This window comes from Sphingomonas sp., from assembly GCF_025362505.1.
Taxonomy (GTDB): domain Bacteria; phylum Pseudomonadota; class Alphaproteobacteria; order Sphingomonadales; family Sphingomonadaceae; genus Sphingomicrobium.
This window is the reverse complement of record NZ_JANYGG010000044.1, coordinates 12428-31292: the sequence shown is the minus strand read 5'-3', so window position 1 is coordinate 31292 and position 18865 is coordinate 12428. Positions and strand designations below refer to the sequence as shown.

Below are 18865 nucleotides of genomic sequence, written 5' to 3'. Positions count from 1 at the left end.
GCGCTTGTGGTGCCGACCCTTCCGTCAGCCTGCGGCTGCCACCGCCTATTTCCGAAAAAGGACTAGCGGCCGGTCCAGTTGCCGGGGCGCTTTTCAACGAAGGCGGCCATACCTTCCTTCTGGTCGGCGGTACCGAACAGGCCGTGGAACAGGCGGCGCTCGAAGGCGATGCCCTGGGCCAGGCTCATCTCGAAGGTGGCGTTGACCATTTCCTTGGTCGCGATCGCGGCGAGGGGGGCCATGGCTGCGATCGCCTGCGCGGTTTTCAGTGCTTCGTCGAGCAGGTCGGCAGCGGGGACGACCCTCGCCACCAGGCCAGCGCGCTCGGCCTCCTCGGCGCCCATCATCCGGCCGGTGAGGCACATCTCCATCGCCTTGGCCTTGCCGATCGCTAGCGTGAGCCGCTGCGACCCCCCCATCCCCGGCGTCACGCCGAGCTTGATCTCGGGCTGGCCGAATTTTGCGCTGTCAGCGGCGATGATGAAGTCGGCCATCATCGCGACCTCGCAGCCGCCGCCGAGCGCGAAGCCCGACACCGCCGCGAGCCATGGCTTGCGCGTCGCGGTGACTTTCTCCCAGCCAGCGAAGAAGTTCGATCCGTACATGTCGGCGAACCCCTGCGCCTGCATCTCCTTGATGTCGGCACCGGCGGCGAAGGCCTTTTCCGAGCCGGTGAGGACGAGGCAGCGCTGTGTATCGTCGGCGTCATAAGCGGCGAAGGCAGCGATCAAGTCGCGCAGCACCCCTGAGTTGAGCGCGTTGAGCGCCTGCGGGCGGTTGAGCGTGACCAGAGTGACGGCGCCGCGATGTTCGACGAGGATGGTTTCGAAGCTCATTGGAATGCCTCGTTGTTATCGGCCGGGAATGGTGACCATGCCTCGTCGCGCGGCAGCGGCTCGAAGAAGGAACCGACCTCGGCCGGCGCCGACCAGCGCGGCGCATTATCCTTGTCGATCAGTAGCGCGCGGACCCCTTCGCGAAAGTCGGGATGGCGGATCAGCCGGACCATGATGCCATATTCCATCTTCATCTCGTCGATGAAATGGAGGTTCATTGGGCTTTCAACGAGCAGCTTCAATGTGACGCTGCATGCCGTCGGCGACTTGGCGCGAATGGTCTTCGCTTCCTTGGCGCACCATGTATCGCTGACGGTCGCCCCGGCATCCAGCGCGGCAAGGATTTCGTTCAGCGAGTTCGACGCGAAGCATTTGTCGATCAGCGCCAGGCGGCCCATGATCGGCGCTTCGGGCGGGTCGATCGCCAGCTCGTCGAGGATTGCTTCGACCCGGTAAGGATCCGCCGCTATCCGGTGCTTGGCTTCTTTCAGGGACGCACTCGGCAAATAATGGGTCGCAAGCCGCAACGCCTTGCACTCCGCCCCGCTCAACCGCGCGCCGGTCAGCGCGAGGAATTGCGCCAGCCGCCCGCGCAGCCGCGATAGATATCGCCCGCCACCCACGTCGGGGAAAATCCCGATCGCGGTTTCGGGCATGGCGAACAGCGTGTTCTCCGTCGCCACGCGATAGCGGCACGGGCAGGAGATGCCGACACCGCCGCCCATCGTCACCCCGTCCATGAAGGCCACGCCCGGTTTCGGGTAAGTGTACATCAGATGGTTGAGCCGATATTCGTGGAAGAAGAAGGCGCGCGCCGCTTCTTCATGCCCGGCGACGTTGTTGGCGATGCCGACAACGTCGCCTCCGGCGCAAAAACCGCGCCCCTCGGCATGATCGATCATCACGATCCGCACCGCCGGGTCGTTGCGCCAGGCGAGCAGCGCGTGCGCCATCGCCTGGACCATGGTCAAGTTAAGCGCGTGCAGCGCCTTGGGCCGGTTCAGGCTGAGCCGGCCAGCTTGTCCATCGACGAAGCTGCGGAGTTCATCGGTCATCATCGTCATCAATCAGCCTTTGCATAAGATCCCGGAGCGGGCTCGATCCCGCCCTCGATACGGCGCGCCGCAACCTGCTTTCCCGAGCGGTGCGCGCCGAGCCAGCCGACCCAGTGCGGCCACCAGCTGCCGTCGTGGCGGGTCGCGCCGTCGAGCCATGCGCCGGCGGAGTCGGGCTGCGTATCGTTCGTCCAATAGCCATGCTTGTTCGCAGCAGGCGGGTTAATCACCCCGGCGTTGTGACCCGAACCGCCAAGAATGAAGTCCGCGCCCAGCAACTCCGCGCCGCCATACACCGCTTCCCACGCCGAGACATGGTCTTCCTTCAGCGCGACGACCAGCAGCGGCGCCGTGATCGCGGCGAGGTCGACCGGCTCGCCCCGCACCGCGAAGCCGGCCGGCTCGCGCAGCCGATTCTCCAGCAACAGCTGGCGATTGTAGGATGTCATGAACGCCGCTGGGATCCGCGCGCCGTCCTCGAACCAATAAAGCAGGTCCGACGCCGGCGCCGGCTGGTCGAGCAGATAATGCTGGACCACCGACGACCAGATGAGATCGTTGGCGCGCATCGCCGCGAACAACCGCTGCAGCTCGACGCTGTCAATATATCCCTGACGCTCGAGACGATCCTCGAGCATCGACAGATGGCCTTCATGGACGAACGCCGACCAGTCGCGCATGTCGGAAAAGTCGACCAACGTCCCGATCAGCGTCGCCGAATTGGCTTCGTTCCCTCGCCCGTTGGCCGCCAGCCGCGCCAGCGCGATGGCGACCAGCGTGCCGCCAAGGCAGAAGGCGAACAGGTCGGGCGCCGTCCCGGTCCGCTTACGCACTTGTTCGATCGCCGTGATGACGCCGTCGACGACATAATCCTCGACGCTCTTGTCCCTGTGCTCGGCGGTCGGATTGACCCACGAGACGACGAACACCGTCTGCCCCTGGTCCACGAGCCACTTGATGAGGCTCGACCGCGGCACCAGGTCGATCATGTAGAAGCGATTGACCAGCGGCGGGACGTAAAGCAGCGGCTCGGCCGCCACCTTCGCCGTCGTCGGCGTGTACTGGATCAGCTGGAACAGCGCATTCTGGAAGACGACCTCGCCCGGTGTGGCCGCGATCGTCTCACCCTTGACGAACGCATCGTGATCGGAACGCCGTTTGACGATGCCCTTGCCGCTGGCGATGTCTTCGATCAAGTTGAAGAAGCCGTTGATCAGGTTCTTGCCGCCGGTTTCCTTGACCCGAGCGATGACCGCCGGGTTGGTCCCGGCGAAATTGGTCGGCGAGACAGCGTTGATATATTGGTCGAGCAGGACGCGCGCCATCGCCGCGTTCGACCCGTCGCCGCCGAACTGCCCGATCGCGCCGCGCAACTGTTCAGACGCCAGGAGATAGGCATCGCGAACCGCCCGGAAATAAGGATCGTCCTGCCATTCGGGCGAAGCGAACCGGCGGTCGCGAACCTTCTCGCCCGGTGTCATCAGCGACGACCAGTAATCGCCCCACTGCTTGGCCGCCGCGAGTTGGACGTCGAGCAGGTCTGCCGGCTGCGCGGCGAGCCCCGCTATCGATTCCCCCGTCGCCCGCGCAAGGGCGAATGGATCGAATGGAAGTCCCGACACTTTGGTCATGCGATGATCCCTGTCACTGGCGAAGGAGGTCGCGGCTGATGATCATTCGCATTACCTGGTTGGTTCCTTCGAGGATCGAGTGGACGCGCAAGTCGCGCCAGAAACGCTCGATCGGATAATCCTGCAGATAGCCGTAGCCGCCGTGCAATTGCAGCGCGCGGTCGACGATCGACGAGCCATTGTCGGTCGCGAGCCGCTTGGCCATCGCCGCGAACCTCGTCTTGTCGGGGGCATTTTCGGTGACCTTGACCGCCGCCATGTAGAGCAATGCGCGCGCTGCCTCGAGGTCGGTTGCCATGTCGGCCAGCGTGAACTGCGTCGCCTGAAAGTCGGCGATGGCGTGGCCGAACTGCTTGCGTTCCCTGGTATAGGCGACTGCCTCGTCGAGGCAGCGTTGCGCGCCGCCCAATGAGCAGGCGCCGATGTTGAGTCGCCCGCCGTCGAGCCCCAGCATCGCGATTCGAAACCCCTCGCCCTCGCCGCCGACACGGTTGGCGACCGGCACGCGGACTTCGTCGAAATTGACCTGGGCGGTAGGCTGGGAATGCCAGCCGAGCTTCTTCTCGGGCGCGCCGAACGACACGCCCGGCATGTCCTTCTCGATCACCAGGCAGGAAATACCCTTCGGTCCATCCTCACCGGTGCGGACCATGGTGACGTAAAGCTCATTCTCGCCGCCGCCGGAGATGAACGCCTTTGAGCCGGACACCACATAATCATCGCCGTCGCGAACCGCCTTGGTTTTGAGCGCGGCTGCGTCCGACCCCGACCCGGGCTCGGTCAGGCAATAGCTGGCGAGCCGCTCCATCGTCACCATCGAGGGCAGGTACTTCGCCTTCACCTCGGCCGAGCCGAAGCGGTCGATCATCCACGCCGCCATGTTGTGGATTGAGATGAACGCGCTGGTCGAGGGACAGCCATAGGCCATCGCCTCCATGATCAGCGCCGCTTCAAGCCGCCCCAGCCCGATCCCGCCGCCTTCCTCGCTGACATAAATCGACCCGAAGCCGAGCTCCGCCGCGGCGCGGATCGTATCGCGCGGGAAGACGTGCTTCTCGTCCCACTCGGCGGCATGGGGCGTGATCGCATCAGCGGTGAATTTCTGCGCCATCTCCTGGATCTGGCGCTGGTCGTCGGTGAGGTCGAACTGGCTCATGCGTGTCGCCCTAGCAAGGCTAGGCCGGGCTTGCCACTATCGCTTCGGCCTCGATCTCGACGAGCCATTCGGGGCGGAGGAGCTGCGCGACGACCATCGTCGCGGCGGGGCGGATCTTTCCGAACATCGCGCCATGGACCGCGCCGATCGCGGCGGCGTCGGCCGGGTCGGCGATGAACATCCGCGTCCGGACCACGTCGGCGGCGGTCCCGCCGAGCTCCTCGATCGCAGCGAGGATGATCGCGAACACGCGGCGGGTCTGCGCGGCCGCGTCGCCGGGGGTCGATGATCCGTCCGCCTCGACCGGCGCGGTGCCCGAGACGAGAATTCGGTCACCCACCCGCACCGCCCGCGAAAAGCCGAAGCTCGCCTCAAAGGGCGAACTACCCGCCGTCGACCGGCGCCCCGACGCGGTCATCAGCCGAGCTTTTCGATGATGTCGCCGAACAGCACCTCGTCGCTCGGCAAGGTTTTGGGTACCGCCAATGGCTTCGACACCCAGGTCTCGTTGATCAGGTCGCGCCAGGTGATGTTGTTGTTGGTGCCGTTGCCGCCCCAGCTGCCGCAGCCAAGCGAGAAGGTCTGGCGCATCCCGTTCCACAAATTGCCGCTGTTCGACGCCGCCTGAGGCTGGTTGACCATGACGCGGCTGGTCCGCGTCGCCATCGCCAGCTTCATGATGTTGGCGTCCGACCGCGAATAGATGCCGCAGCTGTGACCCTGACCCTGATAGGCCTGGATGCGGTTGGTCAGCGCGATCGCCTCGTCGAGGTCCTTCGCCCGGTAAAGCGCCATCGTCACGGTCAACTTCTCGCCCGAGAAGGGATGATCGGGACCGGCCCCGGTTTCGGGGACGATGAAGAACTGGGTATCGTCCGGCACCGCAAAGCCCGCGACGCCGGCGATGAACTGCGGCGTCTGGGCGACGACCTTGGCGTTGATGTGTCCATCGACCCAGATCACGTCCTGGAGCTTGGCCTTGTCGGCGCCGTCGAGCACCAGTCCGCCCTTGGCGACCAGCTTGGCCAGCATGTCGTCATAGATGGCATCGACCAGGATCACCGCATTGTCGGAACTGCACGAGGCGGCGAGGTCGAGCGTCTTGGACAGGCGAATCTTCTCGGCCGCGTCGTCGAGGTCGGCGGTCTCGTCGACGGTGATCACGGCATTGCCGGCGCCGACTCCCAGCGCCGGGGTGCCACTGGAATAAGCCGCCGTAACCATTGCGGCGCCGCCGGTGGCGAGGATGCGGTCGCACTGCCGCATCAGCTCGTTGGTCTTTTCGATCGAGGGCACGTCGATCGACAGGACGATGTCGGCCGGCGCGCCCATCTTGACGATCGCCTCGCGCATCAGGTCGCAGATCAGCTTGTTGGTCAGCTTGGCGCGCGGGTGCGGCGCGACGATGATCGAATTGCGCCCCTTGACTGCGCAAATCGCCTTGATCACCGGCGTCGCCTCGGGATTGGTCGACGGCGACAGCGCGCCGATCACACCGACCGGCTTGGCGATCTTGACGATATTGCGGACCGCGTCCTCCTCGATCACGCCGACCGACTTGTCGTCGATGATGTCCATCAATGTCGCGCGGGTCTTGCGGAAGATCTTGAGATATTTGCCTTCGTAATTGCCGAGCTGGGTTTCCTCGACGGTGTGGCGCGCGATCATTTCGGCGACACCTGGCTTGGCCACTGCCCACACCATCGCCCGGATCAGCGCATCGACCTGTTCCTGGGTATAGTTGGCGATCTGCTCCTGCGCCTTGCGCGAACGGGCGATCAGCGCGGATATTTGCTCGGCGTCCGACGATGTCTCGATTTTCAGGGCGGTGGCCACGGTATCTAACTCCTGTGCTGTTCCGGCGAGGCTCGCCCGTCGAACGGGAAACCGGTTCGTCGCGATGGCGGATTCGCCGGTCGCCTTGTCACCGACTATTTTGCCAGTCAACGCTCTTGGGGGCAAAGGGATTTTCGGGATGCGCCCGGACGCCGGCGAAGATTGCCAGCGGCGGGGCGGCGGCGCAAGATCGGCCGAACCTGGCATTTGCCTGTCGGAGGTTCGAAAATGCGTCTGGTTCGCTTGCTATTGCTCGGTCTGATCGCCACCCCACTACTGACCGCCGCCGCGCCGCCGTCCCCAGACGAGCGCCTCCGCGCCATCGTCGCGCCGGTCAGCGCCGAGCGATTGCGGGCGAATGTCGCGGGGCTGGTCAGCTTCGGGACGCGCCACACGCTGTCCTCGCAGAGTGATCCCAGACGCGGCATCGGCGCGGCGCTGAATTGGGCCGAGGCGCGGTTCAAGGCCGAGTCGGCGGCGTGCGGCGGGTGCCTCGTCATCGAGCGACCAACGACCACCGTCGAGGGCGAGCGCGTCCCCACGCCGACCAGGCTCACCGACGTCATCGCCATCCAGCGTGGGACCGAGCGGCCGAACGACGTCGTGATCATCACCGGGCACATCGATAGCCGCGTCACCGACCCGATGAACGCCACCGCCGATGCGCCCGGCGCCAACGACGACGGGTCGGGCTCGGCGGCGGTGCTCGAGGCGGCACGCGTGTTGTCGAATCATAAATTCCGCGGGACGATCGTCTACGCCTTGCTCTCGGGCGAGGAGCAAGGGTTGTATGGGGGCAAGCTGCTCGCCGATTACGTCAAGACACAAGGCTGTAACATCATTGCCAACCTCAACAACGACATCATCGGCAATGTCTGCGGGTCGGACGGGATTTGCGATTCGACCCACGTCCGCATCTTCTCCGAAGGGCCGCGCTGGCAGGGGCGCGAGGATCTGGCCCAGGCGCAGCGCAGCCAGGGTGGCGAGAATGATTCGCCGTCGCGCAACATCTCGCGGTTCCTTGACAGCCTCGCCGACCGGCTGGCCATCGGGCTCGACGTGCGGCAGATCTGGCGCAACGACCGCTTCGGGCGCGGCGGCGACCACACCGAATTTCTCAACGCCGGCTATCCTGCGGTGCGCTTCTCGGTCGCGGTCGAGAATTACGACTGGCAGCACCAGGATGTGCGCGTCGAGAAGGGGAAAGCATATGGCGACACCATCGACCATATGGACTTTGCGTACCTCGCGAAGGTGACCAAGCTCAACGTCGCCGCCCTCGCGGCGATTGCGAGCGCCCCACCGCCGCCGGAGCCAGTGGTTGAAGGCGCGGTGAGCACCGATACGAAAGTTACTTGGAAACCGGTTCGTGGCGCGGTTAGCCATGTTGTGCGCTGGCGGCGGACCGACGCAGTCAGTTGGACTGATCAAAAGTCGGTCCGAGAGAAGTGGGCGTGTTTTTCAAATAGTGCCCTCCATGCCCCCACTACTGGGCTCATGATGACGGAATCGTTCGATCTGAAATGCCAGGCTGTCCTCCCCCATATCCGCGTCGACGATTGGGTGTTTGGGGTCTCCTCGGTCTCGGCCGATGGCTTCGAAAGCCCCGTCGCCAGCGCCGTCCCCGGCGGCGCGTTCCGCCCTTATGTCGCGCCGCCGGTAGAGAAGTAACCCGTCATTGCGAGCGAAGCGAAGCAACCTAGCACTACGCCGACCGGGTTGCTTCGCTTCGCCCGCAATGACGGCTAATGGGAGCGCATGAATCGCACCTCGCACCCCGCCAAGGGCCTTCCCACCCCGAAGCAGATCCTCGAATTCATTGAGCAATCGGGGCAGCCCGCCGGCAAGCGCGAGATCGCGCGTGCCTTCGGCCTTTCGCCGCATGAGAAGATTCTGCTGAAAGCGCTGCTCAAGGACATGGCCGACGAGGGACTGATCGACTCGGCTCCCGGTCGCGCTTTCCACAAGACGGGCGGGGTGCCCCGAGTGACCGTGCTGCGGGTGGTGTCGATCGAGGATGGGCAAGTGCTCGCGGTGCCCGAACAATGGCACGCCGAGACCCCGCCGCCGCGGCTGCGCGTGATCGAGAAGGGGCGGCGCTCGGCGCTGGCGCTCAACGACCGCATCCTCGCGCGGACCGAGGAGGCGGGGAAGGGGCATGTCGCCCACCCGATGAAGCTGCTCGCCAAGTCGGCCGAGATGCTGCTCGGCGTAGTGCGCGCCGAGGGCAGCCGCCATTACCTGACCCCCGTGGACAAACGCGAGCGGCGCGAGTTCATGATCTCTGACCTCAACAACGCCGAGGTCGGCGACCTCGTCCTGGCCGAACCGTCGGGCCGCCCGCCGCGAGTGACCGCGCGGGTCGACGCGATTCTCGGCGACCCGTTCGCGCCGCGCGGCTTCAGCCTGATCGCGATCCACAAGCATGGCCTGCGCGATGTGTTCGGCGAGGACGCGATCGAGGAGGCCGAGCGGGTCGCGAAACAGCCGCTGGGCGAGCGCGAGGACCTCACCCATCTCCCTATCGTCGCGATCGACCCGGCCGATGCCCGCGACCATGACGACGCGATCTGGGCCACCGCGCGTGATGACGGCGGATGGGACGCGATCGTCGCCATCGCCGACGTCAGCTTCTACGTCCGCGAAGGCTCGGCGCTCGACAAGGAAGCCCGCGCCCGGGGCAACAGCGTCTATTTCCCGGACCGCGTCGTGCCGATGCTACCCGAGGAATTGTCGGCCGACATCTGTTCGCTGAAGGCCGGCAGGGACCGCGCCGCGCTCGCCTGCCACCTCGTCGTCGGCACGGACGGCGCGCTCAAATCGTGGCGCTTTGCCCGCGCGAAAATCCGTGTCGCCGCCAACATCGCCTATGAAGACGCGCAGGCGGCAATTGACGGGATGGCCGGGCTCGTCGACCCCGACATCGTCGAAGCCGCGCTCAAGCCCCTGTGGTCCTGCTGGCGCGCGCTCCTGTCCGCCCGCGAAAAACGCCAGCCGCTCGAACTCGACCTGCCCGAGCGCCGCGTCATGCTCGACGAGAAGGGCCGCATCCTCTCGGTCGCGCCGCGCGAACGACTCGATGCGCACCGGCTGGTCGAGGATTACATGATCGCCGCCAATGTCGCCGCGGCCAAGGCGCTTGAGGCGAAGAAGGCGCCGGTGATGTACCGCATCCACGAAGCGCCGGGCCGCGAGAAGCTGACCGCGCTCAAGGATTATCTCGCGACCTTCGACATTGAATTCGCGCTCGGCCAGGTGATCCGCCCACAGACCTTCAACCATATCCTTGAGCGAGTCGGCGCCCATGACGCGCGCCCCGAGATCATGGAGCAGGTCCTGCGCACCCAGATGCAGGCGCGCTACGGCCCGCAGAACCTTGGCCATTTCGGCCTCGCGCTGGGCAGTTACGCCCACTTCACCTCGCCGATCCGCCGCTACGCCGACCTCGCGGTGCACCGCTCGCTGGTTCGGTCGTACCAGCTTGGCGAGGGCGGGATTTCGGACGGCGTGGCGGCCGGGATGGAAACGCTCGGCGAGCATATCTCGATGCTCGAACGCCGCGCGATGGAGGCCGAGCGCGAGACTATCGACCGCTATGTCGCGGCCTTTCTGGCGGACCGGGTCGGGCAATTGCTTCCCTGCCGTATCAGCGGGGTCCAGCCGTTCGGCTTTTTCGCTACGGTCGAGGGGCTGGGCGGTGACGGGCTGGTACCCGCCGCGATCCTCGGCAATGAATATTTCCGCTATGACGAGGCCGCAAAAGCGCTGGTCGGTGATGACAGCGGCGAAACGTTCCGCATGGGCCAGAAGCTCGAGCTCAAGCTGGTCGAGGCCAACCCCGTGTCGGGCGCGCTGCGCTTCGAGTTGCCGCAGGGCAAGTTCGCGGCACCGAGGAAGGACCGGACAGCGCCGCGCGGTCCGCGCCGCGGGCGGCCCGCAAATATCCGCCATCAGGGTGGCGGCAGGGGCGGTCGAAAGCCGTGACGCCATGTCCGGTTAATCGCGGGGAATGTCGCGCGTAGAAAAAACTTATGGTTAAGCCGCGCTAACCTATCGGTTTAAGTCTTTCTCAATTTTCCGGGTCTAGTTCTTCTCTCAACCGGCGCCGCTTGGACGGGTGCTGGTCGGGGGACACGGGTCCTCTCGTGGAACACATAGGAGACCGGACATGCTGAAGTTTCTCAAGCTGATCAAGAACGAAAAGGGTGCCACCGCGATTGAGTACGGCCTGATTGCCGCTCTGATCTCGGTTGCCGCCATCGGCGCGATGCAGGGCATCGGCACCAAGCTGAACTCGACGTTCAACAACGTTTCGGGCAACCTCAAGTAAGGTTGACCGCAAGGTTACGCGAACGGCGGCGTCGAAAGACGCCGCCGTTTTCGTTTGTGCGGCGCTCGTCTAAGCTGGAGCGATGACCGGGGGATCAGCAACCAGAGCGCGTGACATCGGCGCCATCGCGCTGCTTGCCGTCGGGCTGCTCTCGCCCGCGCTGTGGAACTGTTTCCCGCTGATTTTCCCCGACAGCGGCACCTATCTCGCGATCGCGCTTGGGCATGATTATGCGATCGACCGGTCGAGCATTTACGGTTTCTTCCTCAAACCGTTCGTCACGACCGTGCCGGGCCTCGCCGGGCTGTGGCTCGGGATCGTCGTCCAGTGCCTGCTGCTCGCCGCGATCCTGTGGCCCGCCGCGCGGCTGCTGACCGGGTCCGCGCGGACCGCCCTGGTCGCGCTTGGCGCAACCATCCTGCTTTCGTCGCTCGGCTGGCACGCCGGCCAGTTCATGCCCGACGCGTTCACTGGCGCAACCGTGCTGCTCGGCTGGCTCGCCGCCCGGCGCGATCCGGGCGCGGCGGGAGCGCCCAGCCTGTGGCTCGCCGCCATCGCCGCCGCGTCGATGCACTATACCCACATCCCGGTGTTGCTCGCCGCCGCCTTCGCCGCGCTGCTCGCCGAGAAACTGCTCGGGCTCGGCTGGACAGCGTTTGGCCGCCGTGCCTTGGCTGCGCTTGCCGCCGCCGCCGCCGCGCTTCTGCTCCAGGTCGGGCTTAACGCCGCCGTGCTCCACCGGCCGGCGCCGGCGCCGATGGGCTCGCTGTTTCTCTACGCGCGGTTGAGCGAGGACGGCCTCATCGCGCCGTGGCTCGCCGACCATTGTGGCCGCGATGGACCGCGGCGGCTGTGCGCGCTGGCGCCCAGCCTGCCGCGCGGCAGCCAGCAACTGCTATGGGGCGGCGCGGCGAGCCCGATCACCGATCTCGTCTGGCACCCGCGGGTCGAGGCGGACCGCTGGCCGCTGATCGCAGAGATGGGCCAAGCCAATCGCGGCGCAATTCGCGATCGGCCATTGGCCTTCCTCGCCAGCTCTGCGCGCGGCACGCTGCGCCAATTAGTCCACTTCGCCGCGCTCGACGACGAGTGCCCGGTCGGCTGCCACGACCGGCGCGGCGGGATCGCCTTCACCCTGACGCGCTACCGTCCCGAAGCGTTGCCCGCACTCGATGCGTCGCGCCAGGTAACCGACACCACGCCGAAGCGCTTGCTCCGCGCGGTGACCACTCCGATCGCGATCCTCGCACTGCTCGCGCTGCCATTCCTGATGGCCGCCGCATGGCGCCGCCGTGACCGCGACAGTCTCGGCCTGCTCGCCGCGATCATCGCCGGGCTCGTCACCAACGCCGCGCTCGCCGGGGCACTGAGCGACGTCCACGACCGCTATCAGAGCCGGGTGGTGTGGCTCGCCCCGTTCGCCGCACTGCTGCTGCTCGCCCGCTGGCGATCCAACTACCGCCTCATTGCTGTAACAGTCGCCGCGTAGCTCCGGGGTTTATCGACTCGGGGGCAGATAGTTGGAACATTCCGTCCTGCGACTGAACTGGCGTGCAGCACTCGACCAGTGCCGCAGCCACTTCATTTTGGAGCCACCCGTAAGCAGTGGTATGACCGTTCACGACGGTCGGGATTAAGCACCGTCGCTATCGGGCGGCTCGTTGACTGGGTCGTCATGCCGATGTTGGGCTTCGATCCGCCGATCGCGCTGCATGGCATCGCTGAACGCCGCAGCGAGGATTCCGGTCGGCAGCGCGATCAGGCCGATCCCGGCGACAGCGACCATCGAGGCGAAGAGTTTGCCCAGCGGAGTGATCGGATAAATGTCGCCATAGCCGACCGTCGTGAGCGTCACCACCGCCCACCAGAAGGCGCGCGGTATGCTTCCGAACTTTTCGGGCTGAGCATCGGACTCCGCCCAGTAAAGCAGGGTGCTGCTAACCAGAATTGCAACTCCGGCGAGTGCGAAGATCAGCCACAATTCATGCCGCCGCGAGTGCACCGCTTCGATCAGGTTCAGCCAGGCGCGCGACATCCGGCCGAGCTTCGCCAGCCGCAGGATGCGCAGCACACGGAAAAAGCGCAGGACCAACGCGCCGCCGCCGGCGAGCGCTAGCAGCGCCGGCAGGATCGCGATCAGATCGATGATTGCCGCTGGCGACACCGCATAGCGCCACCGCGACCGGCGCACGCCATGATGCTCCGGCTGTTCGACGCAAACCCACAGCCGGGCCAAATATTCCAGGCCGAACAGGGTGCCGAACGCTAGTTCGATATGGCGGAACATGGTTTCGCGACCCGCCACGATAATCGGTTCGGTCTCGATCACCGCCACGAATGCCGCGAGGCAGATCGAAAGCACGAGCAGCCGATTGAGCAGCGAAAGGTATCCGCTCCGGGCCGCCGGGTCGAGTTGGCGATAGAGGTCGTGTCGCAGCGTCGAGCGGATCCCGACCGCCGTTTCGCCCACTGCTGGTGTCTCGCTGGTCAAACTTTACCCCCCCCCTGCCTTGTCAGGGAGATACGATGGTTGGTCAATCGGCGCTCCGGCAGCGAACCGATAAAGTGGCTCATTTTGGGTTAAGCGGGGCAGGTAACGGCTAAAAACAAGGGGATTTTCCTTGCGTATGCATGGCGCTGCGATATTCTTGACCTCGGGCATTGTGTGCGGTTTTTTTTGAGTCGCCGAAGAACGATACCGCGTGTTTTCAATCGGCGTAAAAATCTGCATGAATTGCAATGATATAGAAGGCCGTCGTGGCGCTTGTGTATCGATTGCTGCGTTCCACAGGGATTAAATTACGTGCCGGGGCCAGACATCTTCATTTCCTACAGTCGGGAAGATCGACCGGCCGCGCGCCATTTTTCGGAGTGTTTCGTCAAGGAAGGCTTCAAAGTCTGGTGGGATGCCGCGCTCCATTCGGGTGAAACATTCGACGAGGTTATCGAAACCGAACTGAAGGCCGCCAAGGCCGTGGTCGTACTGTGGTCGCCGCGCTCGGTGACCTCGCGCTGGGTGCGGGCGGAAGCTACGCTCGCCGACCGTCGCAAAAAGCTCGCACCGGTTATCATAGAGCCGTGCGATCGGCCGATCATCTTCGAACTGACCCACACCACCGACCTTTCGTGCTGGACCGGCGACCTCGCCGATCCGGGCTGGCGAAACTTTGTGCAGGATCTTCACCGATTCATCGACCGGAGCAAGGGAGCGCAAGCCGACAGTCAGCCGGCAGCGCCCGCCGCCGCAAGATACGCCGCCCCCCAAGCTGCGCCGACGGATCGCCGCTTTGCCACCGTCCAGCGCTTCGCGGATGGCAAGGTCGACAATTTGATGGTCGCACTGTCGACGTTGCAGAACGCAATCGGTGCATCGCGGGGCAACGCAGTACTGAACGTCTCCCACGACGAAGACGACGACGATGATTACGAACCGACCCAAATCTATACGAATTCGGATGGCTTTGAGCAGCCCGGCGACGAGCTGCATTGTCTCGAAATGATGATCGAAGACCGGGTCGATAAACGGTTCGTCGTTGGCAAGCTCGGGTTGAAGATTGGGCGCAATGCTCCCGCCGACGTCGTTCTTGTCGACGCCAGGGTTTCGCGTATCCATTGCCTGGTCGAGCAGGTCGACGATCAACTGCGCATTACCGATCTTAGTTCGACCAACGGTTCGTTCGTTAATGGCGAACGCGTTTCCGCGCCGACCATGCTCGAGGTCGGCTCGATCCTGAGGATCGGCAACACCGTGATGACCCATGCGCTGCGCACGCGCGCCGAACTCTAGTCACCGGTCGGCGGTTCAGATGCTTCAGCCCCTATTGACGAGGTAGTGTTGTCGATTCAGCATCCGCCGCGTCCCCGCCTGACGCTCAACATCGCCATCACCGGTCATCGCGCGGTAATCCTTCCCGCGGGCGCCGTCGCAGCCCTGCAACCCGTGATCGCCTCCGTATTTGCCGAGCTGCGAGAGGCCGCGGTGCGACTCCACGATTCCGAGCAAATGATCTTCGATACCGCTCCGCCCTTGCTTCGCCTCCACTCCCCGCTCGCGACTGGCGCCGACCAGCTCGCGGCAACCATCGCGAGCGATTGCGGATTTCATGTTCGGGCATTGCTGCCGTTCAGCCCGGAAGAATATTGCGAGGATTTCGCTGAAGGGGTCGAACGCGACGAATTCCGCCGCCAGCTCGAATCCTCGGGCGAGTATTTCGCGCTGCCCGGTGATCGCGCGGATGCCGAAGGCGCCTATGTGCTGGTCGGCAAGGCCGTTATCGCCGCGGCCGATATCCTGGTTGCGGTCTGGGACGGCGGCGAAGGCAATGGTCCCGGTGGAACCGCACACGTCGTTGACCTCGCGCTGGCCGCTTCGGTGCCGGTGATCCACGTCGCGATCGACCGGGAGACAGCAACCGTCGGGACGCCGCGCCTGTTGACCGGGGGCGACGTGATCGATCCGGTTGCCGAACCGCTGGCCGACGCGGCGGGCTATGATGCCCTGCTGCGCGAGACGCTGGCACCGCATACCGATCTCGAGCGCGAGCAACTCGCCCTCTATTTCGCCGAGCGGGAACAGCGCATCAACTGGCGGATCGAATATCCGCTGCTGCTGGCGTTGCTCAAGATAAAGGCGATCTCGTGGGCGCCGCACCGCGCGCGGTCGATCGAACAGGATGTCCGTGGCGACCGACAGTCTTTGCACGGCATCGAGGCGGCAAGCTCCTCGCCTACTCTCGATCGAAGCTATGGCTGGGCCAATGTCCTGGCGATCTTCTACGCGCAGCGGTTCCGTAGCGGTCATGTCACCAATTACGTGCTGTCCGCGCTCGCGGTACTTCTGGCGCTGATGGGTTTGATCGTCCCGAGCGTAAAGATTTTTCTCGTCATCTCCGAGCTTGGTGTGATCGGCCTGCTGTTTCTCAACACCAGTTCGGGAACCAATGGCGATTGGCACCGCCGTTGGCTGCAATACCGTCATCTGGCCGAATCGCTTCGTCCGCTGGCCTTTCTGAAGCGTTCGGGGCTGATCAACACGCCATTTCGCAGCGACTTCATCCATGGCCAACTGCACCGCGAGGCCGGGGCCGACTGGACCCGCTGGTATGCCGCGGCGGTATGGCGCGAGCTCGACAGTCCGCGCGGCGTTATGACTCCTGCAAGGATCCGCGAGTTGGCCGACGACGTGCTGCGTGAACAGGTCGGACCTCAGGCCAGCTATCATCAGGTTAATGCCGAACGGATGCACAAGCTCGATCACCGGCTGCACGAGATCGGCAATTTCCTGATGGGCGCGGTGATCGCCGCCTGTGTCTTGTTCATCATCGGCTATGGCCCGCTTCATCACTGGATCCAGTCGATCATGGGCTTTTTCATCTTCGCGACCGCCGGATTGCCCGCGGTCAGCGCCGCGGTGTTCGGGATGCGCGGCCATGGCGAGCACCTCCTCGCCGCCAGCCGCTCCGCCAACACCGTCGTCGCCCTCGAAGCCAACGCCGTGCGCCTCAAGCAGGCAAGCCGGCTCGAGCCGCTCGCCGCCGCGCTAGACAATACCGCAGCGATCATGCTCGCCGACCTCAACGAGTGGTCAGTCGCCTACAGCGAACGCTCGCTGGAGATTCCGGCGTAGATTCGTTCCAATTGCGCTGGTGCTGGCCGGTGCCGTTGTCCTCGAACCGACTCTAATGTTTGAGATAGACCAGATAGGCCTTGGTCTGGCGTGCCTGCGAAATCAGCCGGTCGGCATCGCGGTCGGACTTTACCCCGCGCATCGAATCCTTCAGCGTGCGCAGATATTTATCGTAATTCTTGGCCATCGACACGTCGGCAGGGCTGTTGTTCGACCCGATCACTTGCCGCGCGAGGCTTCGCCCTTCGTCGACCACGGCATTGAACTGCGCCATCTTGCCCGGCGACACCCCGGTCGTCGAGGGAGCGGTAACAGCGACGGGCGCCGGTGCTGCATAGACGCTGGTTGGCGCCACACTCAGCGCGGTCGTCGCGGCTCTCTTCGACTCGGTCGCCGCCAGCGCGGCCGCCTTGGTTTTCGCTGCCGCTGCGACCTGCTTTCCGGCCGCATTCACCGCGGACCCGACCACCTGCCACTGGCCGAGCGCCTGGCGGGCCAGCGCGAGCGCCTGAGCCGAGTCGGTGACGGTCGCCGCCGGATCGATCGCGCCATGCATCGCCGCCAGCGTGTTGCGGATCGCCGGATCGTCTGTCGCCTTCGTCCGGGCCACGCGGCTGTCCGCATCGCGCATGAGGGCGGTCGCGAAGTCGGTACTGGCCGAGGCGGCGAGCATTCGCATCTCGCCCGCGCGCGCCGCCGCCGCGGCGGCCTTGCCACGGTCGGCCACGAGTGGCTCGAGGCTCTCGAAGAATCCGCCAAGACGCTCACCGGCAGCGGCGAGGGCATCGACCGCCACGGCGGGAGCGCCGGCGCGGCGCGCATCGTCGGCGAGCGTTTTTGTGCCCGGCGCGATCGTTTCGTAATCGGCCAGCGTGACCCGCTGCGCCACCGCCCCGACCGAAGCCGGCGTGACCGCATTGGTCGCCTCGGTGGGGGCGGTGTCCCCACGATGAAGCATCGCCCATCCGCCAAATCCAGCGACCGCCAGCGCAACCGCGCCGCCACCGATCAGCAACGGCGACTTCGTCGACTTCGCGCCAATGGTGGGAGGGGACTTTTGCTTTTCCTTGGCCGTTACCTCGGGCTTTTGCGGAGTCGCGGAAGCGGCCTGTGCATCAGTCTTCGTTGGCGCTGAGGGAGGAGCCTCGGCGACGGGCTTCGAAGCCGCCGCTGAAGCCACGACCGGGTCAGCCTCCTTGGCAAGCGGCTTGGCCTTCTTCGTCGCATTCGTTTCATGCCCGGACCGCTTGAATTCGGCCTCGCTTGGATGGTCCGGCACCTGGGTTTCGATACGCTCGCCCGGCGCCACGGTTGACGTCGGCGGCGCGACCGGGACGATATCCTCGACACTCTTGTCGTAGACCGAGAAGCGGGTCGCATCGTCGTCGTCATCGACCTCGACCGTGGTCGAATGGATCGGGAGCGATTTCTCGTCGAACATCGCCAGCCACTCGGGGATCGAGCGGGGCCGATCGCTTGGCCGGATGGTCATCGCAGCGTCGACCGCAGCGAGGAAACGAGGACTATAGCCCGGCCAGTGACCGCTCGCGAGCGGGGTCCCGAGACCGCCATGAAGCCGCTCGAGCACTTCGGGTGGCTTTTCTCCGGCAACGCATTCGTAAAGCACCACGCCGAGCGCGTAGATATCGGTCCACGGCCCCTGGTCATAGGTTTTCACATATTGTTCGATCGCCGCATACGGCGGGGTATGGAAGGTAACCGTCGTGCTGGTCGCCTCGGCCGCCTCGAACCGCGCCGAGCCGAAATCGATCAGCACCGGCCGTCCGTCGGGATTGATGAGGATGTTGGGCGGCTTGATGTCGCGATGGCAGACGCCAACGCGATGCGCCCGGTCGAGCCCCAAGGCGATCGGCTGGACGATGCTGAGCAGGCTGCGCTCGTTGAACCGGGTGCCCTTCTTGAGCATCCGCGACAGCGACATCCCATCCTCGAAATCCATCACCATGTAGGCGGTGCCGTGAATCTCGAACAGGCTGCGGACGTTGACGATGTTGGGGTGGCGCGTGGGAGTCGACAGGTTCCACAGCAGCTTGGCTTCCTCGACGAACTTCTTCAGGCCAAGCGCATGGACCTCCTCGGCATCGGAATCGATCGGCACGACCGTATCATCGGCCTCGCGCTCGCTGATCGAGCTTGGAAAATATTCCTTAATTGCAACAAGTTCATCGAAATAGATGCCGCGGCCCTTATAGACGATGCCGAAGCCACCGACGCCCAATATCTCTTCGAGCCGCCATTCGCGCAATATCGTGCCGGAGGGCAGTGCCCGGTTGCTATATGGCTTGCTCAACGTCGATTTCCCCCGCAACGATCTTTTGCGAAAAAACGAAATCGCACGTAGCAAGTTTAATTGCTAGTCTGGCCGTGCAGCGTA

Annotated in this window: 14 protein-coding genes; 6 read left to right on the top strand and 8 right to left on the bottom strand. The window is 64.8% G+C overall.

Annotation, left to right across the window (positions count from 1 at the left end; all coding sequences use genetic code 11):
* Nucleotides 1-62: 62 nt before the first annotated feature.
* The 6 genes from Q0R27_RS03715 to Q0R27_RS03690 are packed head-to-tail and all read right to left on the bottom strand — an operon-like array spanning nucleotide 63 to nucleotide 6514.
* Nucleotides 63-836, bottom strand: coding sequence for an enoyl-CoA hydratase (locus Q0R27_RS03715; RefSeq protein WP_293941006.1), 774 nt, complete (start codon nucleotides 834-836; stop codon nucleotides 63-65).
* Entirely contained in the window at nucleotides 833-1900 is a 1068-nt protein-coding gene (locus Q0R27_RS03710) for an enoyl-CoA hydratase/isomerase family protein (RefSeq protein WP_293941003.1), read from the bottom strand. The genes Q0R27_RS03715 and Q0R27_RS03710 overlap by 4 nt, the downstream gene beginning before the upstream one ends.
* Nucleotides 1900-3522 carry a class I poly(R)-hydroxyalkanoic acid synthase gene (locus Q0R27_RS03705; protein WP_293941001.1) on the bottom strand — a complete coding sequence of 541 codons (1623 nt, stop codon included), beginning with the start codon at nucleotides 3520-3522 and terminating at the stop codon, nucleotides 1900-1902. The genes Q0R27_RS03710 and Q0R27_RS03705 overlap by 1 nt, the downstream gene beginning before the upstream one ends.
* Nucleotides 3523-3535: 13 nt before the next feature.
* Nucleotides 3536-4678: an acyl-CoA dehydrogenase family protein gene (locus tag Q0R27_RS03700; RefSeq protein WP_293940999.1), complete on the bottom strand. Its 1143-nt coding sequence runs from the start codon at nucleotides 4676-4678 to the stop codon at nucleotides 3536-3538.
* A 19-nt stretch (nucleotides 4679-4697) separates the two neighbouring features.
* A complete protein-coding gene (locus tag Q0R27_RS03695) occupies nucleotides 4698-5096 on the bottom strand; it encodes a RidA family protein (RefSeq protein ID WP_293940996.1) in 399 nt (132 codons plus the stop codon).
* Nucleotides 5096-6514 (bottom strand): aldehyde dehydrogenase family protein, encoded by a 1419-nt coding sequence (locus tag Q0R27_RS03690; RefSeq protein WP_293940994.1) that lies wholly within the window; start codon nucleotides 6512-6514, stop codon nucleotides 5096-5098. The genes Q0R27_RS03695 and Q0R27_RS03690 overlap by 1 nt, the downstream gene beginning before the upstream one ends.
* Nucleotides 6515-6742: 228 nt before the next feature.
* Between Q0R27_RS03690 and Q0R27_RS03685 the strand changes: the two genes are divergently transcribed.
* From Q0R27_RS03685 to Q0R27_RS03670, 4 genes are all read left to right on the top strand, one after another.
* Nucleotides 6743-8185: a M28 family peptidase gene (locus tag Q0R27_RS03685; RefSeq protein WP_293940991.1), complete on the top strand. Its 1443-nt coding sequence runs from the start codon at nucleotides 6743-6745 to the stop codon at nucleotides 8183-8185.
* Between the two features lie 87 nt (nucleotides 8186-8272).
* Complete coding sequence (locus Q0R27_RS03680; RefSeq protein ID WP_293940988.1) at nucleotides 8273-10498, top strand: VacB/RNase II family 3'-5' exoribonuclease; 2226 nt, start codon at nucleotides 8273-8275, stop codon at nucleotides 10496-10498.
* Between the two features lie 187 nt (nucleotides 10499-10685).
* Nucleotides 10686-10844 (top strand): Flp family type IVb pilin, encoded by a 159-nt coding sequence (locus Q0R27_RS03675; RefSeq protein WP_293941074.1) that lies wholly within the window; start codon nucleotides 10686-10688, stop codon nucleotides 10842-10844.
* An 82-nt stretch (nucleotides 10845-10926) separates the two neighbouring features.
* Nucleotides 10927-12333: a hypothetical protein gene (locus Q0R27_RS03670; RefSeq protein WP_293940985.1), complete on the top strand. Its 1407-nt coding sequence runs from the start codon at nucleotides 10927-10929 to the stop codon at nucleotides 12331-12333.
* Between the two features lie 144 nt (nucleotides 12334-12477).
* Here the strand turns inward: Q0R27_RS03670 and Q0R27_RS03665 are convergent, their stop codons facing one another.
* Nucleotides 12478-13335: an ion transporter gene (locus Q0R27_RS03665; RefSeq protein WP_293940982.1), complete on the bottom strand. Its 858-nt coding sequence runs from the start codon at nucleotides 13333-13335 to the stop codon at nucleotides 12478-12480.
* Between the two features lie 312 nt (nucleotides 13336-13647).
* Between Q0R27_RS03665 and Q0R27_RS03660 the strand changes: the two genes are divergently transcribed.
* Complete coding sequence (locus Q0R27_RS03660) at nucleotides 13648-14631, top strand: TIR domain-containing protein (protein ID WP_293940980.1); 984 nt, start codon at nucleotides 13648-13650, stop codon at nucleotides 14629-14631.
* Nucleotides 14632-14679: 48 nt separating this feature from the next.
* Complete coding sequence (locus Q0R27_RS03655; RefSeq protein ID WP_293940977.1) at nucleotides 14680-16470, top strand: hypothetical protein; 1791 nt, start codon at nucleotides 14680-14682, stop codon at nucleotides 16468-16470.
* Nucleotides 16471-16522: 52 nt separating this feature from the next.
* Here Q0R27_RS03655 and Q0R27_RS03650 read toward each other — a convergent pair whose 3' ends face one another.
* Nucleotides 16523-18781, bottom strand: a complete 2259-nt coding sequence (locus Q0R27_RS03650) for a protein kinase (protein ID WP_293940975.1) — start codon at nucleotides 18779-18781, stop codon at nucleotides 16523-16525.
* Nucleotides 18782-18865 lie beyond the last annotated feature (84 nt).